General features: G+C 72.1%; 10 protein-coding genes. All 10 read left to right on the plus strand.

What is annotated here, in order from left to right; translation table 11 throughout:
• The first annotated feature begins 3 nt into the window (after window positions 1-3).
• A complete protein-coding gene (locus tag K8556_RS04735; protein ID WP_223738794.1) occupies window positions 4-372 on the plus strand; it encodes a protein CrdC in 369 nt (122 codons plus the stop codon).
• Window positions 369-2,213, plus strand: coding sequence for a methyl-accepting chemotaxis protein (locus K8556_RS04740; protein ID WP_223738795.1), 1,845 nt, complete (start codon window positions 369-371; stop codon window positions 2,211-2,213). The genes K8556_RS04735 and K8556_RS04740 overlap by 4 nt, the downstream gene beginning before the upstream one ends.
• A 1-nt stretch (window position 2,214) precedes the next feature.
• Window positions 2,215-4,020 (plus strand): methyl-accepting chemotaxis protein, encoded by a 1,806-nt coding sequence (locus tag K8556_RS04745; protein WP_223738796.1) that lies wholly within the window; start codon window positions 2,215-2,217, stop codon window positions 4,018-4,020.
• Window positions 4,017-6,836, plus strand: a complete 2,820-nt coding sequence (locus K8556_RS04750; RefSeq protein WP_223738797.1) for a response regulator — start codon at window positions 4,017-4,019, stop codon at window positions 6,834-6,836. Before K8556_RS04745 ends, K8556_RS04750 begins: the two co-directional genes overlap by 4 nt.
• Before the next feature lie 82 nt (window positions 6,837-6,918).
• Window positions 6,919-7,977, plus strand: a complete 1,059-nt coding sequence (gene cheB, locus K8556_RS04755; protein ID WP_223738798.1) for a chemotaxis-specific protein-glutamate methyltransferase CheB — start codon at window positions 6,919-6,921, stop codon at window positions 7,975-7,977.
• Window positions 7,978-7,988: 11 nt separating this feature from the next.
• Window positions 7,989-9,245, plus strand: coding sequence for a protein-glutamate O-methyltransferase CheR (locus tag K8556_RS04760; protein ID WP_223738799.1), 1,257 nt, complete (start codon window positions 7,989-7,991; stop codon window positions 9,243-9,245).
• A 75-nt stretch (window positions 9,246-9,320) separates the two neighbouring features.
• The gene (locus K8556_RS04765) at window positions 9,321-10,190 is read left to right on the plus strand and encodes a tetratricopeptide repeat protein (protein WP_223738800.1); all 870 of its coding nucleotides are present in this window, start codon (window positions 9,321-9,323) and stop codon (window positions 10,188-10,190) included.
• A complete protein-coding gene (locus tag K8556_RS39050) occupies window positions 10,190-10,324 on the plus strand; it encodes a hypothetical protein (protein ID WP_255651349.1) in 135 nt (44 codons plus the stop codon). The genes K8556_RS04765 and K8556_RS39050 overlap by 1 nt, the downstream gene beginning before the upstream one ends.
• Before the next feature lie 66 nt (window positions 10,325-10,390).
• Complete coding sequence (locus K8556_RS04770) at window positions 10,391-11,314, plus strand: 5'-nucleotidase (protein ID WP_223738801.1); 924 nt, start codon at window positions 10,391-10,393, stop codon at window positions 11,312-11,314.
• A 323-nt stretch (window positions 11,315-11,637) separates the two neighbouring features.
• On the plus strand, window positions 11,638-23,141 hold an 11,504-nt coding region (locus tag K8556_RS04775; RefSeq protein WP_223738802.1), incomplete at its 3' end, for a non-ribosomal peptide synthetase.

Here is a 23,141-nt window from a genome sequence, read left to right on the forward strand (position 1 = left end):
CCCATGCCTCCCGCGGGCCGGGTCGAGGGGACGCTCCTGTGCCACGTGGGGCCGCACCGCATCGCCTTCGAGGCGGGCGAGGTGGCCTCCATCGCCGCGCCCGACGCGGGCACCGTGTCCGCCCACCGGGCCTTCCTGGGGGGCGGCGGCGCCCAGCGCGTGCTGGTGACGGCCACCGGCGAGACGGTGGGCGTGGACGGGCTGGAGATCGACTCGGAGGTGCTATCGGTGCTGCCGCCCTCGCCGGTGGTGGCGGGGGCCTCCGGGGGCAGCCTGCGCGGCTTCGTGCTCACGCGCGGGGTGCTCTGGCCGCTCTTGCGCCTGGACGCCTTCCAACGCTACCTGCGCGGGCTGGACGGGGAGGGCGCATGATGGCGCCGCTGGAGCTTCGCGCGCTGGGCCGCTGGACGACGCGGCCCCGCATCCCGGGCAGTTGCCTGGGCGTGGGCATCGCGTTCCTCCACATCCACCTGTCGCACACGCTGCCGGAGGCGGGGCGCACGCCGCTGACGTGGCTGATGTTCTCCGCGCTCGTGCTGTTCATCAGCGTGGGGTACGCGCGCGACACGCGGGCCCTGCGCACGCTCTTCGCGCTGGGCGAGGGCCGCCTGCCCGCCACGTCGGAGCACCTGCTGGTGGCGGTCCAGGAGGTGGCGGCCATCCCCGGCCGCAGCTTCTGGTTCGTGATGCAGGGCTGGCTGGGCGGCACGCTGACGGTGGCCCTGGCCTTCCCGACCCTGGCGGACGTGCCGTGGACGGAGGGCGTGCGGGTGATGGTGCTGGGGCTGTCCATCGGTCCGCTGAGCGCCATGCTCACCTACCTGATGGTGGTGCGCCGCGCGCGGGCCACGCTGGACCGGCTGGTGTCGCTGGGGCCGGCGCCGCTGGAGGTGCTGGCCGCGCTGCCGCCCCGGCGCATGCACATCCGCCGCCGGCTGGTGGTCTTCACCGCCATCGCGGTGCTGAGCCCGTCGCTCTTCATCCTGGACGTGGCCTTCACGCGCACGGTGGCGGTGGTGGACGCGTGGACGCAGGCCACCACGCCGGAGGCGCGCGCGGAGGTGATGGCGCGGGCGCGGGAGGGGGACGGGCCGCCCCTGGGGCTCATCGCGGGGCTCGTCACGCTGCTCATCCTGGGCACCGCGGCGCTCGCGGGCACGGCGCTGTCGGAGCCCCTGCGCGCCATCACCGAGGACGCGACCCGCATCGCGCGCGGCGAGGTGCGCCCCCCGCGCGTCATCCACGCCGAGGACGAGGTGTGGGCCACCTCCGCGGCCTTCACCCAGATGCAGGTGCAGCTCGTGCAGGCCCTGTCGCAGCTCAAGCGGGCGGGCATCCAAATCTCCTCCACCACCGAGCAGTTGGTGGCCACCAGCACGGAGCAGGAGGTGGGCGCGGACGAGCAGGCCGGGGCGCTCAACGCCACCAGCGCCACCACGGAGGAGCTGGCCCGGTCCGCGCAGCAGATCGCCGACAACGCGGAGTCCGTGTCCGCCATCGCGGAGACGACCTTCGGCGCGGCGCAGTCCGGCCAGCGCGGCGCCACCGCCTTCCTGGGCGCCATGCAGCGCATGAAGGAGGACAACGAGGCCATCGCGGAGGCGGTGGTGCGCCTCAACAAGCGCGTGCAGCAGATTGGCAAGGTGGTGGAGTTCATCAACGAGATCGCCGACAAGTCGGACCTGCTGGCGCTCAACGCGGAGCTGGAGGGCACCAAGGCGGGCGAGGTGGGGCGGGGCTTCTCGCTGGTGGCGGCGGAGATGCGGAGGCTGGCGGAGAACGTCATCCGCTCCACGAAGGAGATTGAAGGCCTCATCGGGGAGATCCGCGACGCGACGAACGGCGCGGTGATGGCTACGGAGGCGGGCCTGAAGACGACGGAGCTGGGCACGCTCCTGGCGGCGCAGGTGGACGACAGCCTGAGCCTCATCCTGGAGCTGGCGCGGCAGACGTCGCACGCGGTGCGCAGCATCTCGCTGGCGACGCTGCAGCAGCAGACGGGCACGGATCAGCTCGCGGCGGCCATGGGGGACATCCTGCGCGTCACCGAGCAGAACGCCGCGGCCACCAAGCAGATGGTGGCGGCCAACGCGGACCTGTCCACCCTGGCGGCGGACCTCCAGCACGTGGTGCAGCGCTTCCACATCGAGCCTCCCGGGGCCGAGTCCCCCGGGGCTTCCGGCGGCGCGCCCGGCGCGACGGGAGGCGGGTGACATGGACCGCTCCTCGGGCTCGCGGCGGGCCGCCTTCAGCCAGCAGTTGATGTTCCCCGTGCCGCTGGCGAACCTGGTGGGCTCCACGCTGGGGCTGCACTTCGCGTCGCTCGTGGTGGGCGGCGAGCTGTCCCAGAAGCTGGGGGGGCTCGTCGTCCTGGTGGTGGGCGTGAGCGCGCTGCACATGCTCCTGGGCGTGGGCGTGTCCCTGCGCCGCTTCCCCCGGCTGAGGGCCCTGGAGCGCGGCGCGCTGCCGCCCACGCCCGAGCACCTGGCCCAGGCGGTGGGCGAGGTGGCGCGCTCGCCGGGCGAGGCGTTCTTCCGCTCGCTGGGCTTGTGGGTGCTGACCACGGGCGTGGTGGCGATGGCGCTCGGGTCGACCATGGCCCTGGCGTGGAAGGACACCCTGCGGGTCGCGGGGCTGGGGGCGCTGTTCGGCCCGCTCACGTCGCTGCTCGTGTACGGGCTGGTCACGTTGAGGGCGCGGCGCGGCGTGCTGTGGGTGGCGGAGCAGGGGCTGACGCACTCGCAGGTCATCGCCGCGCTGCCCCGGCGCTCGCGCATCCGCGCGCGGCTGGTGGCCTTCACCGCCATCTGCGTGGTGACGCCCGCGGTGATGTGCGCGCAGGTCGTCACGGCGCTGACGGAGCGGCTCCTGCACCGGCTGGAGGACACGGGCAGCCCGGTCGCGCAGGGCGTGCTGGTGGACGCGTTCACGTCCAGCGCGCTCCTGTGCGCGGTGGTGTTCGGCCTGGCGCTGGCCACGGCGTACCTGGGCGGAACGCTGCTGGGGCGGCCCATGCGGGAGCTGTCCGGCGAGGCGCGCCGCATCGCCGCGGGCGACCTGGCCAGCCCCCGGCTGGTGCCCGCGGAGGACGAGGTGTGGGCGGTGTCCGCGGCCTTCACCACCATGCGCACGCACCTGGCGGACGTGCTCGCGGAGCTGCAGCGCGCGGGGGCGCAGATTTCGGCCACCACGGAGGAGATCCTCAGCACCTCCGGGCGCTACGAGGCGGGCGCCGCGGAGCAGGCCAGCAGCCTGGACGAGACGAGCGCCACCACGGAGGAGCTGGCGCGCTCGGCGAAGCAGATCGCCGAGAACGCGAGCTCGGTGGCGGAGATCGCCCAGCGCACGCTGGCGGCGGCGCAGGGCGGGCAGCGCAGCGCGGAGTCCTTCCTTGGGGCCATGTCGCGCATGCGCCAGGACAACCAGGCCATCGGCTCGGCGGTGGGGCGGCTGGACAAGCGCGTGCAGCAGATCGGGAAGATCGTCGAGTTCATCAACGGCGTCGCGGACAAGTCGGACCTGCTGGCGCTCAACGCGGAGCTGGAGGGCACCAAGGCGGGCGAGGTGGGGCGGGGCTTCTCGCTGGTGGCGGCGGAGATGCGCCGGCTCGCGGAGAACGTGCTGGAGTCCACGAAGGAGATCGAGGGGCTCATCGAGGAGGTGCGCGAGGCCTCCGCCGCCGCGGTGGCGGTGACGGGCGGCGGCGTGCGCGCGGTGGAGACGGGGACGGGGCTGGCGGAGCAGGTGTCCGAGTCGCTCCGGCAGATTGTCGACCTGGCGGGGCGCACGTCGGACGCGGTGCGGATCATCTCCCGGTCCACGCAGCAGCAGCAGGCGGGCACGGATCAGCTCGCGGACACGATGGCGGACATCCTGCGCATCACCCAGCAGAGCCTCAACGCGACGAAGCAGGTGGGCGCGGCGAACGGGGACCTGCTGGGGCTGGCGCAGGACCTGCGCGGCGTGGTGGAGCGCTTCCAGATCCACCAGGCGACCCTGCGCAAGGGGGGCGGCGGGTGAACCCCAGCGAACGGCTCCTCAAGCAGTTCCGCGACCTGGTCACGGTCCGTCTGGAGCGCATCAACCGCTCCCTGATGGAGCTGGAGTCCGGGGGCAACCTGGAGGCCGGGCAGCGGGTGCTGCGCGAGCTGCACGGGCTCAAGGGCGAGGCCCGGATGATGGGCTTCAGCGAGATCAACACGCTCGCGCACGAGATGGAGGAGTTGGTCCGGTGCGCGGAGCCGCAGCGCTACCGGCTGTCCTCGGAGTCCACCGACGCGCTGCTCGCCACGGCGGACACGGTGCTCGCGCTGTCGGGGGCGCTCCAGGCGGGGGAGCCGCTGCTGGCGGTGGAGACGCTGGTGGCGACGCTGCAGGAGCGGGTCATCGCGGAGTCCGCGCGTCCTGCGGGAGCCCCGCGTCCGGAGGAGGGCGGCCGGGCCGCGAAGGGGGAGGGCGCGTCGCACCTCATCGTGGCGGACCGCAGGGAGCCGTCCGCGGCCGTGGTGGTCCCCGCGCACTGGGGAGCGCCCGCGTCCCGACCGGAAGCGTCGGCGGGAGGCGCGGCTCCAGGAGTCACCGCGTCGCAGTTCCTGACCACGGCCCTCCGGTCGGAGGTACCTGGGAGTCCGGCGGGAGCGCACGGAGACCCGTCCGCCACGGGGGCTGTACCGAGCACGGCGTTCGGAGGGAGCCCGCTTGGCCACGTTGCCGGCGCGTCGCCGGGCCCGCACACGGGGCATCCAGGCCACGGAGCAACACCAGGCACTGCGTACGGGAACCCAGGTCCTGGACAGAGCGCGGGAGCCACGCCCGGTTCGCACGGTCTCCCACCGGGAGGCTCGGGCCATTCGCACCTCGTGGCCCCGGTGGCGGGGAGCGCGCACCTCGTGGCTTCGGTGACGGGAAGCCCGGGGCTCCCGCACCTCGTGGCGTCCGCTCCCGGTAGCGCGGGCGCCCCGGGCGGCGCCGCTGGCGGTCCGGGGAACTCACACCTCGTGGCCCCCTCTCCGGGCACGTCCCCGAACACGCCCCCCGCGAGTCCGGCCGCTTCGCCCGGCGCGCGGATGGTCGACGCCGCTCGCTCGCGCGCACCCGCCGCGCCGAAGCACGGGACGGCCACGGTGCGCACGGGCGACGTCCGCATGGACACGGCCGTGCGCATCGGCGTGGCCAGCCTGGACATGCTCACCAGCGCGGTCACCAACCTGGGCCAGGTGGCCCGCCGCCGCGAGCTGGCCACCGCGCGCCGCCTGGAGCTCGTTCGCGAATTGAGCGAGCTGGCCCGCGCCGCGGAGGACCTGGGTCCCGCCGGCGTCGCGCTCGCGGAGCGCCTGGGCCGCGCCAAGGAGCTCGCCGCCACCCTGCACCGCGAGGCCAAGCTGCTCGCCAACGCGGAGCTGCGCGACCTGGATCAGGTGTCCGAGGAGATCCAGGGCCTGCGCATGCTGCCCCTCTCCGTCCTCTTCGAACCCTACCCCCGCATGGTCCGCGACCTGGCGCGCGAGCTGGGCAAGGAGGTGGAGCTCGTCGTGGACGGCGAGGACACCCGCGCGGACCGCTCCGTCGTGGAGGCCCTGCGCGAGCCCCTCATGCACCTGGTCCGCAACGCGCTGGACCACGGCCTGGAGACGCGCGTGGACCGCGTCGCCTCCGGCAAGCACCCCCGGGGCTGCCTCACCCTGCGCGCCGCCCGCGAGGGCAGCCGCATCGTCCTGCGCGTGGAGGACGACGGCGCCGGCATGGACCCCGCCCTCCTGCGCCGGGTGGCCGTGCGCCGGGGCGTGCTGGACGAGCCCGCCGCCAACGCCCTGTCCGACGCGGCCGCGCGCGAGCTCGTCTTCCTGCCCGGCTTCACCTCGCGCGACGTGGTCACCGACCTGTCGGGTCGGGGCGTGGGGCTGGACGCCGTACGTACCTCGCTCCAGGCCCTGGGCGGCGACGTGGGCGTGGAGTCCGCGCCCGGCTGGGGCACCATCTTCACCCTGCGCGTCCCGGTGTCCCTCACCGTGGCGCCCCTGCTCTTCGTCCAGGTCGTCGACGAGACGCTCGCCCTGAGCGCCGTCCACGTCTCCCGCGCCCTCAAGGTGGACGCCTCGGAGGTGGGAGAGGTCGCCGGCCGTCCCACCCTCCGGATGGAAGGACGCGTGCTCCCCTTCGCCTCGCTGGCGTCGCTCCTGGGGCTCGCCACCGAGCGCCCCGCCCGGGAGGGCGAGCTGGTGCTGGTGGTGAAGGGCCAGGGCATGGAGGCCGCACTGGCGGTGGACCGCGTGCTGGAGGAGCGCGTCCAGGCCATCCTCCCCCTGAAGGGCATCCTCGCGCGCTACACGCACCTCACCGGGGCCACGTCGCTCGCGGACGGGCGGCTGGCCATGGTGCTGTCCGCGGCCGCGCTGGCGGCGGGCGTGCATGGCACCGCGCCCCTGAAGCTCGCCCGGCCCCCGGTGCGCGCGCCCGCGCCGCGCCGCCGCCGCATCCTGGTGGTGGACGACTCGCCCCTCACCCGGGAGCTGGTGGCCAACCTGCTGGAGGCGGTGGGGTACGACACCCTCCGGGCGGCGGACGGCCCCTCGGCGCTGGAGCAGTTGGCGCAGGAGGGGCCCCCGGTGGAGCTGGTCGTCACCGACCTGGAGATGCCGGAGATGGACGGCGTGGAGCTCACCCGGCGTTTGAAGGCGGACCCGGCCCGGCGCGGGCTGCCCGTCGTCATCCTCACCACCCGGGGAGGGGAGCCGGACCGGGCGCGTGGGCTGGCGGCCGGAGCGGACGGCTACATCACCAAGGGCGACCTCGTCCGCCAGGACCTGGTGGACGTCGTGGGGCGGCTGCTGGCCTGAACTCCCCGGAGACCGGGACAGAGCGCCCGGGGGCCCATCGCATTGCTATACTCCCGCGGCGCGTACGGGGTATTGAACGGACATGGGCAAGAAAGTGACGGTGCTGGTGGTGGATGACTCGGTCATCTGCCGTCAGCTCATCAGCGCGGCGTTGAGCGATGACCCGGACATCCAGGTCATCGGCACCGCCGCGAACGGCCAGGAGGCCGTTGCCCTCACCAAGGAGCTGCGCCCCCACGTCATCACCATGGACGTGGACATGCCCGTCATGGACGGGCTCACGGCCGTGGAGCACATCATGGCCGAGTGCCCCACGCCCATCCTGGTGCTGACGGGCGACCCGCGCTCGCAGGCCCCCGCGCTGACGTACCGCGCGCTGGAGCTGGGCGCGCTGGCGCTGCAGATCAAGCCCGCCATCGACGCGGGCCCGGAGGCGTGGAACCTCACCAAGGAGGTGAAGCTCATCTCCTCCGTGCGCGTCATCCGCCACGTGCGCGGCCAGAAGCGCGGCCCGCCGGGGACGCCGCACGCCCCGGTGGCGGTGCTGCCCGCGGCCTCCATGGGCATCGTCGCGGTGGCCGCCAGCACGGGCGGCCCGCAGGTGCTCTACCGGATGCTGTCGGAGCTGCCGGCGGACTTCCCGGCGCCCATCGTCATCGTCCAGCACATCAACGCCGCCTTCTCGGAGTCGCTGGCGAGCTGGCTGGCCAACGCGAGCAAGCTGAAGGTGCGCCTGGCGGTGGACGGGGACACGCTCGCGCCCGGGCTGGTGCTGGTGGCGCCGCCGGATCAGCACATGGTGGTGCCCGTGCGCGGCCGCGTGGCGCTCAAGCCCGGCGTGGAGCGCGACGGGCACATGCCCAGCGGCACCGTGCTGCTGGAGAGCGTGGCCAAGGCCTACGGCCGCAGGGCGGTGGGCGTGGTGCTCACCGGCATGGGCGCGGACGGGGCGGACGGGCTCCTGGCCATCAAGCAGGGCGGTGGGCTGGCGCTGGCGCAGAACGAGGAGTCCTGCGTGGTGTTCGGCATGCCGGGCGCGGCGGTGGAGCGCAAGGCGGTGGACCACCTCATCCACGGCGATGACGTCGCGGCCACCCTGGCGCGCCTGGCGCGTGGAGAGTCGCTGGCCGCAAGCCGCTGACCTCGCGCGCCATGACGCCCCCTCCCGAGCGCTGGACTCCCGTCCACGCCTGGCTTCAGGCGCACACGGGCATGGCGCTGAGCGGGGCCCAGCGGCGGCGGCTGGACGCGCGGCTGGACGCGCTGGGACACGGCCAGGGCGCGGCGCGGCTGGTGGCGCACCTGCGCACGGCGGCGGGCGCGGCGGACCTGGCGCGGCTGGTGGACGCGGTGGCGGTGCACACGTCGGAGGTGTTCCGGGACGAGGTGCAACTGTCCGCCTTCCGCGAGCACGTGCTGTCCCCCCGGATACAGCGCTCCAGGACGCCGCTGCGCGTGTGGAGCGCGGGCTGCGCGGCGGGCGAGGAGGTCGCCACGCTGCTCCTCCTGATGGCGCAGGAGGGCGCGGATCCCGCCAGCCGCGTGCTGGGCACGGACATCTCCGAGCAGGTGCTCACCCGGGCGCGCGAGCTGAGCTTCCCGGCGGATGCGCTCCGGCGCGTGCCGGACGCGGCGCGCTCGCGCTACTTCCAGCCGAAGGGCCGGCGCCACGCGCTGGTGGAGTCGCTGCGCGCGCAGGCGGAGTTCCGGCGCCACAACCTGATGGAGGCCCCGTATCCGGAGGCCCCCGGGGGCGGCGGGTTCGACATCATCTTCTGCCGCAACGTCCTCATCTACTTCACCCCGGAGGCCTTCCAGCGCACGGTGCGGAGCCTGGGCGAGCGGCTGACGCCCGGCGGGGTGCTGGTGCTGTCCGCCGCGGAGCCCCTGCTCCAGGTGCCCCCGGAGCTGCGGCTGCTGCCCAGCGAGCACGCGTTCTTCTACGTGCGCGAGGACGCCGCGCCGCCCGTGGAGCCTGCCCGGCCGAAGCGGGACTCCGGAAGGTTCCCGAGCGTTACCGGAGCCCCCGGCCCCACCGCGCCGGCACCGAAGCACGACGCACCCGTGCTCCCGCCCCCGGCCGCGGACGAGGCCGCGATGGCGCAGGCGGACTGGCTCTTCTCGTGCGTGCTGGACGGGGCCTCCACGGGCGTCCCGGACGAGAAGTCCGAGCGCGACCTGCGCCGGTGCCTGGACCTGGATCCGGACCACGTCGCCGCCCGCTACCTGCTGGGGCTCCTGCTGGAGCAGTGCGGCCAGCCCGGCGCGGCCCTGGAGTCCTACCGCCGGGCCCTGCGGGCGGTGGACTCCGGGCGGGCGCGGCCGGTGCCCTTCTTCCTCAACCTGCCCCGGCTCCGGGTGGCCTGCGCCCGGGCCGTGGAGCGGCTGGAGGCGGAGGGGGCGCGCTGAAGGGCAGGGGGGCGGCCGGGCGAGGCGGAAACAGAAGCGGCGCGCGGGGCCTTTTGGACCTAGGATGCCCGGCCCATGCGCAGGCTCGTGCTCTTCGCCCTGTTGACCGCCGCCGTACCCGGCTGTTTCTACCCCGCCGACCGCGGCCGTGCCCTGGAAGCCAAGGTGGACCGGCTGGGCGCGGACAACGCGAAACTGGCCGCGGAGCTGAAGGAGGCGCGCGACCAGCTCGCCGTCACCCAGCCGAAGCTCGATGAGAAGATCGCCCAGGTGACGCAGGCCCTGCAGAGCCTGGACACCGCCGCGCGCCGCAAGGACGCGGACATCGGCGTGCAGTTCCAGAAGACGGTGGAGGACCTGGCGCAGCTTCGCGGCCAGGTGGAGACGTACCTCTACAAGATTGGGGAGCTGGAGGCCGCGCTCGGCAAGAGCACGGAGGAGACCAACCAGCGGCTCCTGGCGCTCCAGGGCACGGAGGCGGTGAAGGAGGCCGAGGCGAAGAAGAAGGCCGAGGAGCTCCAGCGCCCCACGGACAAGAAGGAGTTCCTCACGCTCGCGCAGGAGAAGGCGAAGGCCGGCGACGCGCTGGTCGCGCGCCAGCTCTACAACGAGTTCGTGAAGAAGTGGCCCAAGGACGCGCTCGTGGGCGAGGCCCACTTCGGCCTGGGCGAGACGTACTTCACCGAGTCCAGGTGCCGCGAGGCCCTCTTCGAGTACGGCAAGGTGGTGCAGGACCACGCCAAGACGCCGTCCGCGCCGGACGCGTACCTGCGCTCCTCCGACTGCTTCCTGAAGCTGAAGATGAAGGAGGAGTCGAAGCTGGCGCTGGAGGAGCTGGTGAAGGGTTACCCCAAGTCGGACGCGGCCAAGGCGGCGAAGACGAAGCTGGCGGAGCTGGACAAGAAGCCCGCGCCCGCCCCCGCGCCGAAGAAGGCGAAGAAGTGATGGGCCTCCGCGCCCCCCGGCTCGCCGCCCTGGCGCTCCTGTTGCTCCTGCCGCTGGTGGCGGGGGCCGCGCCGAAGAAGCTCGTGCTGCTCTTCACCGGAGACAACGGGGGCGAAGTCGCCCCCTGTGGTTGACGCCACAACCCGTCTGGCGGTCTGGCCAGACGAAAGACGGTCCTGAACCAGGAGCGCGCGAAGGGCGTGCCGGTGCTCGCACTGGACGCGGGCAACGCGCTCTTCAAGACCCTGGCGGATGGCCAGGATGCGACGGCGAAGCCTCGCGCGGAGCTGCTCCTGGAGCAGTTGGACGCGCAGGGCTACGCGGCCATGGCCGTGGGCCAGCGCGACCTGGTGCTGGGCGTGGACTTCCTCAAGAAGAAGACGAAGGGCGCGAAGCTGAAGCTCGTGTCCGCGAACCTCGTGGACGCGAAGGGGCAGCCGCTCTTCCCCGCCTCGGTGGTGACGACGGTGGGCGGGCTGAAGGTGGGCATCCTCGGTGTGTCCCCGGCGTCCGCGGAGGGCACCGCCATCCTGCCCGAGGGTGTCCGGGGCCTGCCGGTGGGGCCGGCGGTGACCGCGGAGGTCAAGCGCCTGCGCCAGAAGGAGCAGGTGTCGCTGGTGGTGGTGCTCGCGGCGGTGCCCTACGTGGAGGCGGTGAAGCTGGCCCAGGGCGCCGAGGGCGTGGACTTCGTGGTGCAGTCGCACGACGGCCGGGGCGTGGGCATGGCCCAGCGCCAGGGCGTGTCCACGCTGGTGCCGCCCGGGGAGCGGGGCCGCCAGGTCGCGAAGCTGGAGCTGTCCGTGGAGGGCGATGGTCCCTTCGCGGACCTGTCCGAGGCGAACCGCGCCCGGGAGAGCCAGCGCATGGTGGAGGCGAACATCGCGCGGGTGCGGGAGCGCCTGAAGGCGGAGAAGAACGAGGACACGCGCCGCTCGCTCCAGGAGACGCTGGCCTCCTTCGAAGCGCGGCGCGACGCCCTGGCCCGCACGGCGGCGGCGCAGGGCCCGGAGACGGGGCGCACGTACCAGTTGACGTACCTGCAACTGGGCGCGGACGTGGCGTCGGATGCCGCCGTCCAGAAGCAGGTGGAGCGCGTCGAGCCGCCCGGCTCCGCGGGTCACTGAGCTTCCAGGCGTGGAGCCAACCCCGTCCATCCTGGGACGGGGGCTGAAACACCTGTCTCATCCCCTGTCGCGGCATGTGTCACGCCCGTTCCAGCCCTGCTGGAGAGCAGGCAGGCCCGGCGGCGTGGAACGCATGGCAGGTCGCTCTTCGACCGAATAATGTGATCAACAGGTTTCATGGCCACCCCCCCCACGCTGCTCGCGCGACGAGCGGCAGGCCGCGCGTGATCGACATCCACCGGCACTGACCCTCTGGGCCCTGCGTCCCGCTTTCCGGGCGCCCCTCGGGGGCCGTGTCGTGTCCAGATTCCGGAGTCAATTCGATGAGCAGCAGCGGTGATTTGTCGAAGCGGATCGCGAACCTGTCTCCGGAGAAGCGCGCGGAGCTGCTCAAGAAGATGGCCGCGCAGAAGAACGCGGCGGGGACTCCGGCGCGGGCGGCGTTCCCGCTGAGGGACCGGTCGAAGCCGGCGGAACTCTCCTTCGCGCAGCAGCGGCTGTGGTTCATGGACCAGTTGGCGCCGGGCAGCCCGCTCTACAACGTCCCCGTGGCGGTGCGGCTGGAGGGCGCGCTGGACGTGGCGGTGCTGGAGCGCTCCCTGCTGGAGGTGGTGCGGCGCCACGAGTCGCTGCGCACGACCTTCCAGGGCACGGAGAGCGGGCTGGTGCAGCACTTCGCGCCACTGCCCGCGCTGGCGCTGGAGCGCACGGACGTGGGCGCGCTCGCGGCGGACGCGCGCGAGGCCGAAGCCTGGCGCCGGGTGCGGGAGGGGGCGCTGCGTCCCTTCGACCTCGCCACGGGGCCGCTGATGCGCGCGCTGCTGGTGCGGCTGGGAGACGCGGACCACCTGCTGCTGGTGGTGATGCACCACATCGTGTCGGACGGGTGGTCGCTGGGCGTGCTCGTGCGCGAGGTGGCGGTGCTCTACGCCACGTTCCTGCAGGGCCAGCCGTCGCCGCTGCCGGAGCTGGCCGTGCAGTACGCGGACTACGCGGCCTGGCAGCGGGACACGTTGCAGGGCGCGGCGCTGGAGCGGCAGTTGGCGTACTGGCGCGAGCAGTTGTCGGGCGCGCCGCCCGCGCTGGAGCTGACGACGGACAAGCCCCGGCCCGCGGCGCGCGGCTTCCGGGGCGCGCGCACGCCCATCCAGTGGCCGCGGGAGCTGACGGACGCGCTCCGGGGGCTGGCGCAGCAGGAGGGCGCGACGCTGTTCATGGTGCTGCTGGCCGGGTGGCAGTCGCTCCTGTCGCGCTACTCCGGGCAGGACGACGTGAGCGTGGGCTCTCCCATGGCGGGCCGGACCCGCTCGGAGCTCGAAGGCCTCATCGGCATGTTCGTCAACACGCTGGTGCTGCGCGCGCGCTTCACGCCGGAGCTGTCGTTCCAGGGACTGGTGCGCCAGCTCCGCGAGACGATGGTGGGCGCGACGGACCACCAGGACGTGCCGTTCGAGAAGCTGGTGGAGGCGCTCCAGCCGGAGCGCGACTCGGGGCGCACGCCGTTCTTCCAGGCGATGTTCGCGCTGCAGAACGCGCCGCGCGGGCCGGTGGCCGTGCAGGGCCTGAGGTTGAACGCGATGGAGGTGGACACCCAGACGGCCAAGTTCGACCTGCTCCTCCAGCTCACGGAGGCGGAAGGCAGCCTGAGCGGCTACGTGGAGTACGACACCGACCTCTTCCACGCGGCCACCGTCGCGCGGATGGTGGAGCACCTGCGCGGCCTGCTGGAGTCCGCCGTGGCCCACCCGGCGATGCCCGTGGCCCGGCTGACCATGGTGAAGGCCGCCGAGCGGCGCTTGCTGGCCGAGGACTGGAACCGGACGCAGGCGGCGTACCCGAGGGAGCGCCCGGTGCACGCGCTCTTCGCGGAGCAGGCGCGCAAGGCGCCGGGCCGGGTGGCGGTGGTGCAGGGCGTGGACGGGCAGGCGCTGACGTACGGCGAACTGGACGCGAAGGCGAACCAACTGGCGCACCACCTGCGCGGGCTCGGGGTGAAGCGCGGCACGCGGGTGGGCGTGTACGTGGATCGCTCGTGGGAGATGGTGGTGGGGCTGCTCGGCATCCTGAAGGCCGGGGGCGCGTACGTGCCGGTGGACCGCAACTACCCGGCGGAGCGCATCGCGCTGCTGCTGGAGGACGCGGGCGTCGAGGTGACGCTGACGCAGCGGTCGCTGGTGGAGAAGCTGCCCGCCGGTGCGGGCAAGCCGCTCTGCGTGGACACGGCGTGGGACGCCATCCGCCGCGAGCCGGAGACGCCGCCGGACGTGGCGGTGGGCGGAGAGGACCTCGCGTACATCATCTTCACGTCAGGAAGCACGGGGCGCCCGAAGGGCGTGTGCGTCCCCCACCGGGGCATCACCCGCCTGGTGGTGGGCAACGACTTCATGCGCTTCGACGCGGACGCGGTCTGGTCGCAGACGGGGCCTGTGGCCTTCGACGCCTCGACGCTGGAGCTGTGGGGCGCGCTGCTGCACGGGGCGAAGCTGGTGCTGGCGCCGCCGCACGCGCTGACGCTGGAGGAGCTGGGCGCGCTGCTGAAGCAGGAGCGCATCAGCACGCTGTGGCTGACGACGGCGCTGTACGAGCAGATGGCGCTGCACCAGGCGGACGCCCTGGCGGGCGTGTCCCAGGTGCTGACGGGCGGTGACGTGATGCCGCTCCCGCGCGCTCGGGAGCACGTGTCACGGCTGCCGGAAGGCGCGGTGCTGGTGAATGCGTACGGCCCCACGGAGAACACCACGTTCTCCACCACGCACACGCTGACGCGCGAGACGTCGCTCACCGCGTCGGTCCCCATCGGCAAGCCGATTGGGAACTCGACGACGTACGTGCTGGACGCGCGCGGGGACGTGGCGGGTGTGGGCGTGCCGGGAGAGCTGTACGTGGGAGGCGAAGGCCTGGCCTGGGGCTACCTCAACCGCCCGGACCTGACGGCGGAGCGCTTCGTGCCCCACCCGTTCAGCCCGGAGCCCGGAGCGCGGCTGTACCGCACGGGAGACAAGGCCCGGTGGAGGGAGGACGGCACGCTGGAGTTCCTGGGGCGCACGGACTTCCAGGTGAAGGTGCGCGGCTTCCGCATCGAGCTGGGTGAAATCGAAGCCGCGCTCCTCCAGCACCCGGACGTGGCGGAGGCCACGGTGGTGGCGAGGGGGCAGGGCGCGGACAAGCAGTTGGTGGGGTACGCGGTCGCGAAGCCGGAGCGGACGCTCGACGCGGCGGAGCTCAAGGCCCACCTCAGGCAGCGGCTGCCGGAGTACATGGTGCCCACGGCGCTGGTGTCGCTGGCCGCGCTGCCGCTCAGCGCGAACGGCAAGGTGGACCGCAAGGCGCTGCCGGAGCCGGAGGCCCCGCGCTCGGAGAAGGCCTTCGAGGCGCCCCGCACGGAAGTGGAAGTGAAGCTGGCGGCCATCTGGGCGCAGGTGCTGCGCGTGCCCCAGGTGGGCGTGACGGACAACTTCTTCGAGCTGGGCGGCCACTCGCTGCTGGCGACGCAGGTGGCCTCGCGGATCCGCGCCGGGTTCGGCGTGGAGCTGCCGCTGCGGGAGTTGTTCGAGTCCGCCACGCTGGAGGCCCTGGCGCTCCGCCTGGAGCGCGCCACGCGCTCCGTCGCCCCGCCGCTGGTGGCCGTCTCGCGAGAGCAGCCCCTGCCGTTGTCGTTCGCGCAGCAGCGCCTGTGGTTCATCGACCAGTTGGAGCCGGGCAGTCCGCTCTACAACGTCCCGCTCGCGGTCCGGCTGGAGGGGGCCCTGGACGTCGCGGCGCTCCAGGGTGCGCTGGATGCGTTGGTGGGACGTCACGAGGCGCTCCGCACGACGTTCACGTCGCATGAAGGCACGCCGGTGCAGGTGGTGCATCCGCCCTCGGCGATGCCGCTGGAGGTGGAGGACCTGCGCGGCGTCGAAGCGGGCGAGCGGGAGGAAGAGGCCCGCCGCCGGGTGATGGCGCAGGGGCTGAGGCCGTTCGACCTGTCGCGAGGGCCGCTGGTCCGAGCGCAGTTGGTGCGGCTGGACGGGCACGACCACCTGCTCGCGCTCACGATGCACCACGCCATCTCGGATGGCTGGTCGTTGGGCGTGCTCGTGCGGGAGATCGGCGCGCTGTACGCGGCGTTCGTGCAGGGCCAGCCCTCCTCGCTGCCGGAGCTGCCGCTCCAGTACGCGGACTACGCGGCCTGGCAGCGCGGCTGGTTGCAGGGGGATGCGCTCGAACGCGAGGTGGCCTTCTGGAAGGGCCGGCTCGCGGGAGCACCCGCGGCCCTGGAGTTGCCCACGGACCGTCCGCGCCCGGCGGTGCGGGGCAACGCGGGCACGATGCACTTCTTCCAGTGGTCCCCCGCGATGACGCAGCGCCTGCGAGCGTTGGCGCAGCGTGAAGGCGCGTCGCTGTACATGGTGCTGCTGGCGGGGTGGCAGGCGCTGCTGTCGCGCTACTCGGGACAGACGGACATCAGCGTCGGGTCGCCCATCGCGGGCCGGACCCGGGCGGAGCTGGAAGGGCTCATCGGCTTCTTCGTCAACACGCTGGTGCTGCGAGCCCGGGTGGACGGGGAGAAGTCCTTCCGGGAGCTGCTGAAGCAGGTGAGGGGCACGGTGCTGGAGGCGTACGAGCACCAGGACGTGCCCTTCGAGAAGCTGGTGGAGGCGCTCCAGCCCGAGCGCAGCCTGAGCCACACGCCCCTGTTCCAGACGCTGCTGGCGCTCCAGAACGTGCCGCAAGGAGACCTGGGGCTGCCGGGCATGTCGCTCAAGCCGGTGATGATGGAGAGCCGCACGTCGAAGTTCGACGTGAGCCTCTTCTTCGTGGAGGAGGGAGAAGGGCTGAGAGGCTCGGTCGAGTACAGCACCGAGTTGTTCGACGCCGCGACAGTGCGCCGGATGGTGGAGCACCTCCGGGTCCTGCTGGAGGCCGCGCTGGCACGTCCGGAGGCCGCCGTGTCCCGGCTGCCGATGGTGGACGCGGAGGAGCGGCAGCGGCTCCTCGACGGTGGCAACCGCACGGTGGCGGAGTCCACGAACACGACGCCGGTCCACGCCCGCTTCGAGGAGCAGGCGCGGAGGACGCCGGAGGCAGTGGCGCTCCAGACCCAGGACGGCAGGACGCTGACGTACGGCGAGCTGGACGCGAAGGCGAACCAACTGGCGCACCACCTGCGCGGGCTCGGAGTGAGGCGAGGCACGCGGGTGGGCGTGTTCGTGGATCGCTCCTTCGAGATGGTGGCAGGGCTGTTGGCCATCCTGAAGGCCGGGGGCGCGTACGTGCCGGTGGACCGCAACTACCCGGCGGAGCGCATCGCGTTGCTGCTGGGGGATGCGGGCGTGGGGGTAACGCTGACGCAGCAGTCGCTGGTGCAGAAGCTGCCGAAGAGCGCGGGCACGCCGCTGCTGCTGGACACGGTGTGGAGCGAAGTGGCCCACCAGCCGGAGGCAGCGCCGCAGGTGGAGGTCAGCGCGGAAGACCTGGCGTACGTGATGTTCACGTCAGGAAGCACGGGGCGCCCGAAGGGCGTGAGCGTGCCGCACCGGGGCATCACGCGGTTGGTGGTGGACAACGGCTTCCTGCGCTTCGGGCCGGAGGAGGTCTGGCTGCAACTGGCGCCGGTGGCCTTTGACGCCTCGACGCTGGAACTCTGGGGCGCGCTGCTGCACGGGGCGAAGCTGGTGCTGGCGCCGCCGCACGCGCTGACGCTGGAGGAGTTGGGCGCGCTGCTGAAGCAGGAGCGCATCACCACGCTGTGGCTGACGGCGGCGCTGTACGAGCAGATGGCGCTGCACCAGGTGGACGCGCTGGCGGGAGTGTCGCAGGTGCTGGCGGGCGGTGACGTGCTGCCAGCCCAGCGCGTGCGAGAGCACCTGAAGCACCTGCCAGAGGGCGCGGTGCTGGTGAATGGCTACGGCCCCACGGAGAACACCACGTTCTCCACCACGTACACGCTGACGCGCGACACTCCGCTTACCGCATCGGTCCCCATCGGCAAGCCGATTGGGAACTCGACGGCGTACGTGCTGGACGCGCGAGGGGACGTGGCGGGCGTGGGCGTGCCGGGAGAGCTGTACGTGGGAGGCGAAGGCCTTGCCTGGGGCTACCTCCACCGCCCGGACCTGACGGCCGAACGCTTCGTCCCCAACGCCTTCAGCACGAAGCCGGGAGCGCGGCTGTACCGCACGGGAGACAAGGCACGCTGGAAGGAAGACGGGACACTGGAGTTCCTGGGCCGCACGGACTTCCAGGTGAAGGTGCGCGGCTTCCGCATCGAGCTGGGCGAAGTCGAAGCGGCGCTCCTGAAGCAGGAGGGCGTGGCGGAGGCCACGGCGGTAGTGCGGGACGTGGGCGGCGACAAGCGGCTGGTCGCGTACCTCGTGGCGAAGCCGGGGCAGAACATCGACCCGAAGGCCGTGGAGTCGGAGCTTCGGCAGCGGCTCCCTGAATACATGGTGCCGTCCGCGATGGGGGTGCTGGACGCGCTGCCGCTCACGGCCAACGGCAAGGTGGACCGCAAGGCCCTGGAGGCGCTGGATGCGCACGAGGCAGGCACTGCCTACGAGCCGCCTCGCACGGAGGCGGAGCGAAAGCTGGCGGCCATCTGGGCGGAGGTCCTGCGGGTACCCAGGGTGGGCGTGAAGGACAACTTCTTCGCGCTCGGCGGGCATTCGTTGCTGGCGACGCAGGTGGTCTCGCGGATCCGCACGGAACTCGGAGTGGAACTCTCGCTGCGAGTCCTCTTCGAGGCACCCGTGCTGGAAGTCCTGGCCGAGCGACTGGGGACGGCCGCCCGTCCGTTGCCCGCGGCGTTGGAGCACGTCGCCAGGGACGAGGTGCCGCCGCTGTCGTTCGCACAGCAGCGCCTGTGGTTCATCGACCAGTTGGAGCCGGGCAGCCCGCTCTACAACGTCCCGGTGGCGGTCCGGTTGCAAGGCACCTTGCAGCGGGGCGCACTGGTGCGGGCCCTGAACGAGATTTTCCGGCGCCACGAGTCCTTGCGCACGACCTTCGAGCTGCACGAAGGGCAGCCCGTGCAGCGCATCCATCCACATGCGCGCCTGCCACTGGCGGACATCGACCTGGAGAGCCTCACGCCCGAGCAGCAGGAGCAGGAGGTCCGGCGTCGGCTCGGGGTGGAGCTGGCGGAGCCCTTCGACCTGAACAAGGGCCCGCTCATCCGGGCCGGCCTGTTGAAGCTGGGAAGCACCGAGCACGTGCTGCTCATCACGATGCACCACATCGTGTCGGACGGCTGGTCGCTGGGAGTGCTGATCCGTGAGGTGGGGGCGCTCTACGCGGCGTTCTCGGAAGGACGCCCGTCGCCGCTGCCGGAGCTGCCGCTCCAGTACGCGGGCTACGCGGCATGGCAGCGCGGTTGGTTGCAGGGAGAGACGCTCCAGAAGGAAGTGGACTTCTGGAGGGGGAAGCTCGCCGGGGCGCCGCCGGTGCTGGAGTTGCCCACGGACCGGCCTCGCCCGGCGGTGCGAGGCAACACCGGAGCGGTGCATTCCTTCCTGGTGCCATCGGCGCTGGCCCATGCGCTGCGGGAACTGGCGCAGCGGGAGGGCGCATCGCTGTACATGGTGCTGCTGGCGGGCTGGCAGGCGCTGCTGTCGCGCTACAGCGGCCAGCAGGACATCAGCGTGGGCTCGCCCATCGCGGGCCGGACGCGAGCGGAGCTGGAAGGGCTCATCGGCTTCTTCGTCAACACACTGGTGCTGCGAGCCCGGGTGGACGGGGAGAAGTCCTTCCGTGAGCTGCTGAAGCAGGTCCGCGGCACGGTGCTGGAGGCCTATGAGCACCAGGACGTGCCGTTCGAAAAGCTGGTGGAGGCGCTGCATCCGGAGCGCAGCCTGAGCCACACCCCGCTGTTCCAGACGCTGCTGGCGGTGCAGAACATGCCCGAGGGAGAGGCGAAGCTGCCCGGGCTGACGATGAAGCCGCTGGAGCTGGAGATCCGCACGTCGAAGTTCGACGTGAGCCTCTTCTTCACGGAGACGCCGCAAGGCTTGAGCGGAGCGGTGGAGTACAGCACCGAGCTGTTCGACGAGGCGACAGTGCGCCGGATGGCGGAGCACCTGCACGTCCTGCTGGAAGGCGTGGTGGCGAAGCCGGAGACCGCGGTGAGCCAGTTGCCCATGCTGACGGAGGCGGAGCGCCAGCAGGTGCTGGTGACGTGGAACCAGACGGCCACCCAGAACCGCCACGACCTGCCGGTCCACGCACGCTTCGAGGAGCAGGCGCGGAAGACACCGGAGGCAGTGGCGCTCCAGGCCCAGGACGACAGGACGCTGACGTACGGCGAGCTGGACGCGAAGGCGAACCAACTGGCGCACCATCTGCGCGGGCTCGGAGTGAAGCGAGGCACGCGGGTGGGCGTGTTCGTGGAGCGCTCCTTCGAGATGGTGGCGGGGCTGCTGGCCATCCTGAAGGCGGGTGGCGCGTACGTGCCGGTGGACCGCAACTACCCTGCGGAGCGCATCGCGTTGCTGCTGGGGGATGCGGGCGTCGAGGTGACGCTGACGCAGCAGTCGCTGGTGCAGAAGCTGCCGAAGAGCGCGGGTACGCCGCTGCTGCTGGACACAGTGTGGAGCGAAGTGGCCCACCAGCCGGAGGCAGCGCCGCAGGTGGAGGTGAGCGCGGAAGACCTGGCGTACGTGATGTTCACGTCAGGAAGCACGGGGCGCCCGAAGGGCGTGAGCGTGCCGCACCGGGGCATCACGCGGTTGGTGGTGGGCAACGGCTTCCTGCGCTTCGGGCCGGAGGAGGTCTGGCTGCAACTGGCGCCGGTGGCCTTCGACGCCTCGACGCTGGAACTCTGGGGCGCGCTGCTGCACGGGGCGAAGCTGGTGCTGGCACCGCCGCACGCGCTGACGCTGGAGGAGCTGGGCGCGCTGCTGAAGCAGGAGCGCATCACCACGCTGTGGCTGACGGCGGCGCTGTACGAGCAGATGGCGCTACATCAGGTGGAAGCGCTGGCAGGAGTGTCGCAGGTGCTTGCGGGCGGAGACGTGCTGCCAGCCCAGCGTGTGCGCGAGCATCTGAAGCATCTGCCAGAAGGCGCGGTGCTGGTGAACGGCTATGGCCCCACGGAGAACACGACGTTCTCCACCACGCACACGCTGACGCGCGATACGTCGCTCACCGCATCGGTCCCCATCGGCAAGCCGATTGGGAACTCGACAGCGTACGTGCTGGACGCGCGCGGGGACGTGGCGGGCGTGGGCGTGCCGGGTGAGCTGTACGTAGGAGGCGAAGGCCTGGCGTGGGGCTACCTCCACCGCACGGACCTGACGGCCGAACGCTTCGTCCCCAACGCCTTCAGCACGAAGCCGGGAGCGCGGCTGTACCGCACGGGCGACAAGGCCCGGTGGAAGGAGGACGGGACACTGGAGTTCCTGGGGCGCACCGACTTCCAGGTGAAGGTGCGCGGCTTCCGCATCGAGCTGGGCGAAGTCGAAGCGGCGCTCCTGAAGCAGGAGGGCGTGGCGGAGGCCACGGCGGTGGTGCGGGACGTGGGCGGCGACAAGCGGCTGGTCGCGTACCTCGTGGCGAAGCCGGGCCAGAACATCGACCCGAAGGCCGTGGAGGCAGAGCTTCGGCAGCGGCTCCCTGAATACATGGTGCCGTCGGCCATTGGCGTGCTGGACGCGCTGCCGCTCACGGCCAACGGCAAGGTGGACCGCAAGGCCCTGCCTGAGCTCGATACGGTCCGCTCGGAGCGCGAGTACGAAGCGCCCCGCACGGAGGCGGAGCGAAAGCTGGCGGCCATCTGGGCGGAGGTCCTGCGGGTACCCAGGGTGGGCGTGAAGGACAACTTCTTCGCGCTCGGTGGGCACTCGTTGCTGGCGACGCAGGTGGTGTCACGGCTCCGTGCGGAATTCGGAGTGGAGCTCCCGCTGCGAGTCCTCTTCGAAGCACCCGTGCTGGAAGTCCTGGCCGAGCGACTGGGGACGGCCGCTCGTGCGTCGCCCGCGGCGTTGGAGAATGTCGCCAGGGACGAGGCGCCGCCGCTGTCGTTCGCGCAGCAGCGCCTGTGGTTCATCGACCAACTGGAGCCGGGCAGCCCGCTCTACAACGTCCCAGTCGCGGTGCGGCTGGCTGGCGCACTGGACGTTGGAGCCCTGGAGTGGTCACTGCGTGAGGTCGTGCGCCGCCACGAATCCCTGCGGACGACCTTCGAGCTGCACGAAGGACAGCCCGTGCAGCGCATCCATCCGCATGCGCGCCTGCCACTGGCGGACGTCGATCTGGAGGGCCTCACCCCCGAGCAGCAGGAGCAGGAGGTCCGGCGTCGGCTCGGGGCGGAGCTGGCGGAGCCCTTCGACCTGAACAAGGGCCCGCTCATCCGGGCCGGTCTGTTGAAGTTGGGAGGCACCGAGCACGTGCTGCTCGTCACGATGCACCACATCGTGTCGGACGGCTGGTCGCTGGGAGTGCTGATCCGCGAGGTGGGGGCGCTCTACGCGGCGTTCTCGGAAGGCCGTCCGTCGCCGCTGCCGGAGCTGCCGGTGCAGTACGCGGGCTACGCGGCGTGGCAGCGCGGTTGGTTGCAGGGAGAGACGCTCCAGAAGGAAGTGGACTTCTGGAGGGGGAAGCTCGCCGGTGCGCCGCCGGTGCTGGAGTTGCCCACGGACCGGCCTCGCCCGGTGGTGCGGGGCAATGCCGGAGCGGTCCAGACCTTCGTCTTGCCGCCGTCGCTGGAACAGCAGTTGAAGACGTTGGCGCAGCGTGAAGGCGCATCGCTGTACATGGTGCTGCTGGCGGGGTGGCAGGCGCTGCTGTCGCGCTACTCGGGACAGACGGACATCAGCGTGGGCTCGCCCATCGCGGGCCGGACGCGAGCGGAGCTGGAAGGACTCATCGGCTTCTTCGTCAACACGCTGGTGCTGCGCGCCCGGGTGGACGGGGAGAAGTCCTTCCGTGAGCTGCTGAAGCAGGTGAGGGGCACGGTGCTGGAGGCGTACGAGCACCAGGACGTGCCCTTCGAGAAGCTGGTGGAGGCGCTCCAGCCCGAGCGCAGCCTGAGCCACACGCCGTTGTTCCAGACGCTGCTGGCTTTGCAGAACATGCCCGAGGGCGAGGCGAAGCTGCCGGGGCTGACGATGAAGCCGCTGGAGCTGGAGCTTCACACGTCGAAGTTCGACGTGAGCGTCTACTTCACGGAGACGCCGCAAGGCTTGAACGGAGCCGTGGAGTACAGCACCGACCTGTTCGACGAGGCGACGGTGCGCCGGATGGCGGAGCACCTGCGCGTGCTGTTGGAAGGCGTGGTGGCGAAGCCGGAAGTCGCCGTAGGCCGTCTGCCCCTGCTTACGCCCGTGGAGCGCCAGCAGGTGCTGGTGACGTGGAACCAGCAGCAGGCGGAGTACGACCGGGACGCGACGATTCCGCGCCTCTTCGAGGCGCAGGCAAAGCGCACGCCCAATGCCGTGGCCGTGGTGAGCGGCAAGCAGCGGCTGACGTACCGGGAGGTGGAAGCGAAGGCGAACCAACTGGCGCACCGGCTGCGCAAGCTGGGAGTGGGCCCGGAGTCGCGTGTGGGCCTGTGCGTGGAGCGCACGGCGGACGTCGTGGCGGGGACGCTGGGCATTCTCAAGGCGGGTGGCGCGTACGTGCCGTTGGACCCGAGCTACCCGAAGGAGCGCCTGGGGTGGCTGCTGGAGGACGCGCAGGGCCCGGCGCTGGTGGCGCACTCGCACCTGCTGGAGTCGTTGCCCGCCTTCAGCGCGCAGGCCGTGTGCCTGGACCGCGAAGAGGAGTGGGCGGAGGAGTCCTGCTGCGAGCTGACGTCGGAGGTGCGCCCGGAGAACGTGGCGTACCTCATCTACACGTCGGGAAGCACGGG

This window comes from Corallococcus sp. AS-1-12, assembly GCF_020036995.1.
Lineage (GTDB): Bacteria > Myxococcota > Myxococcia > Myxococcales > Myxococcaceae > Corallococcus.

Bases quoted from the DNA above. Each gene is read 5' to 3' on its own strand.
- K8556_RS04735 (WP_223738794.1), top strand. From the start codon at position 4: ATGCCTCCCGCGGGCCGGGTCGAGGGGACGCTCCTGTGCCACGTGGGG.
- K8556_RS04740 (WP_223738795.1), top strand. From the start codon at position 369: ATGATGGCGCCGCTGGAGCTTCGCGCGCTGGGCCGCTGGACGACGCGG.
- K8556_RS04745 (WP_223738796.1), top strand. From the start codon at position 2,215: ATGGACCGCTCCTCGGGCTCGCGGCGGGCCGCCTTCAGCCAGCAGTTG.
- cheB (WP_223738798.1), top strand. From the start codon at position 6,919: ATGGGCAAGAAAGTGACGGTGCTGGTGGTGGATGACTCGGTCATCTGC.
- K8556_RS04760 (WP_223738799.1), top strand. From the start codon at position 7,989: ATGACGCCCCCTCCCGAGCGCTGGACTCCCGTCCACGCCTGGCTTCAG.
- K8556_RS04765 (WP_223738800.1), top strand. From the start codon at position 9,321: ATGCGCAGGCTCGTGCTCTTCGCCCTGTTGACCGCCGCCGTACCCGGC.
- K8556_RS39050 (WP_255651349.1), top strand. From the start codon at position 10,190: ATGGGCCTCCGCGCCCCCCGGCTCGCCGCCCTGGCGCTCCTGTTGCTC.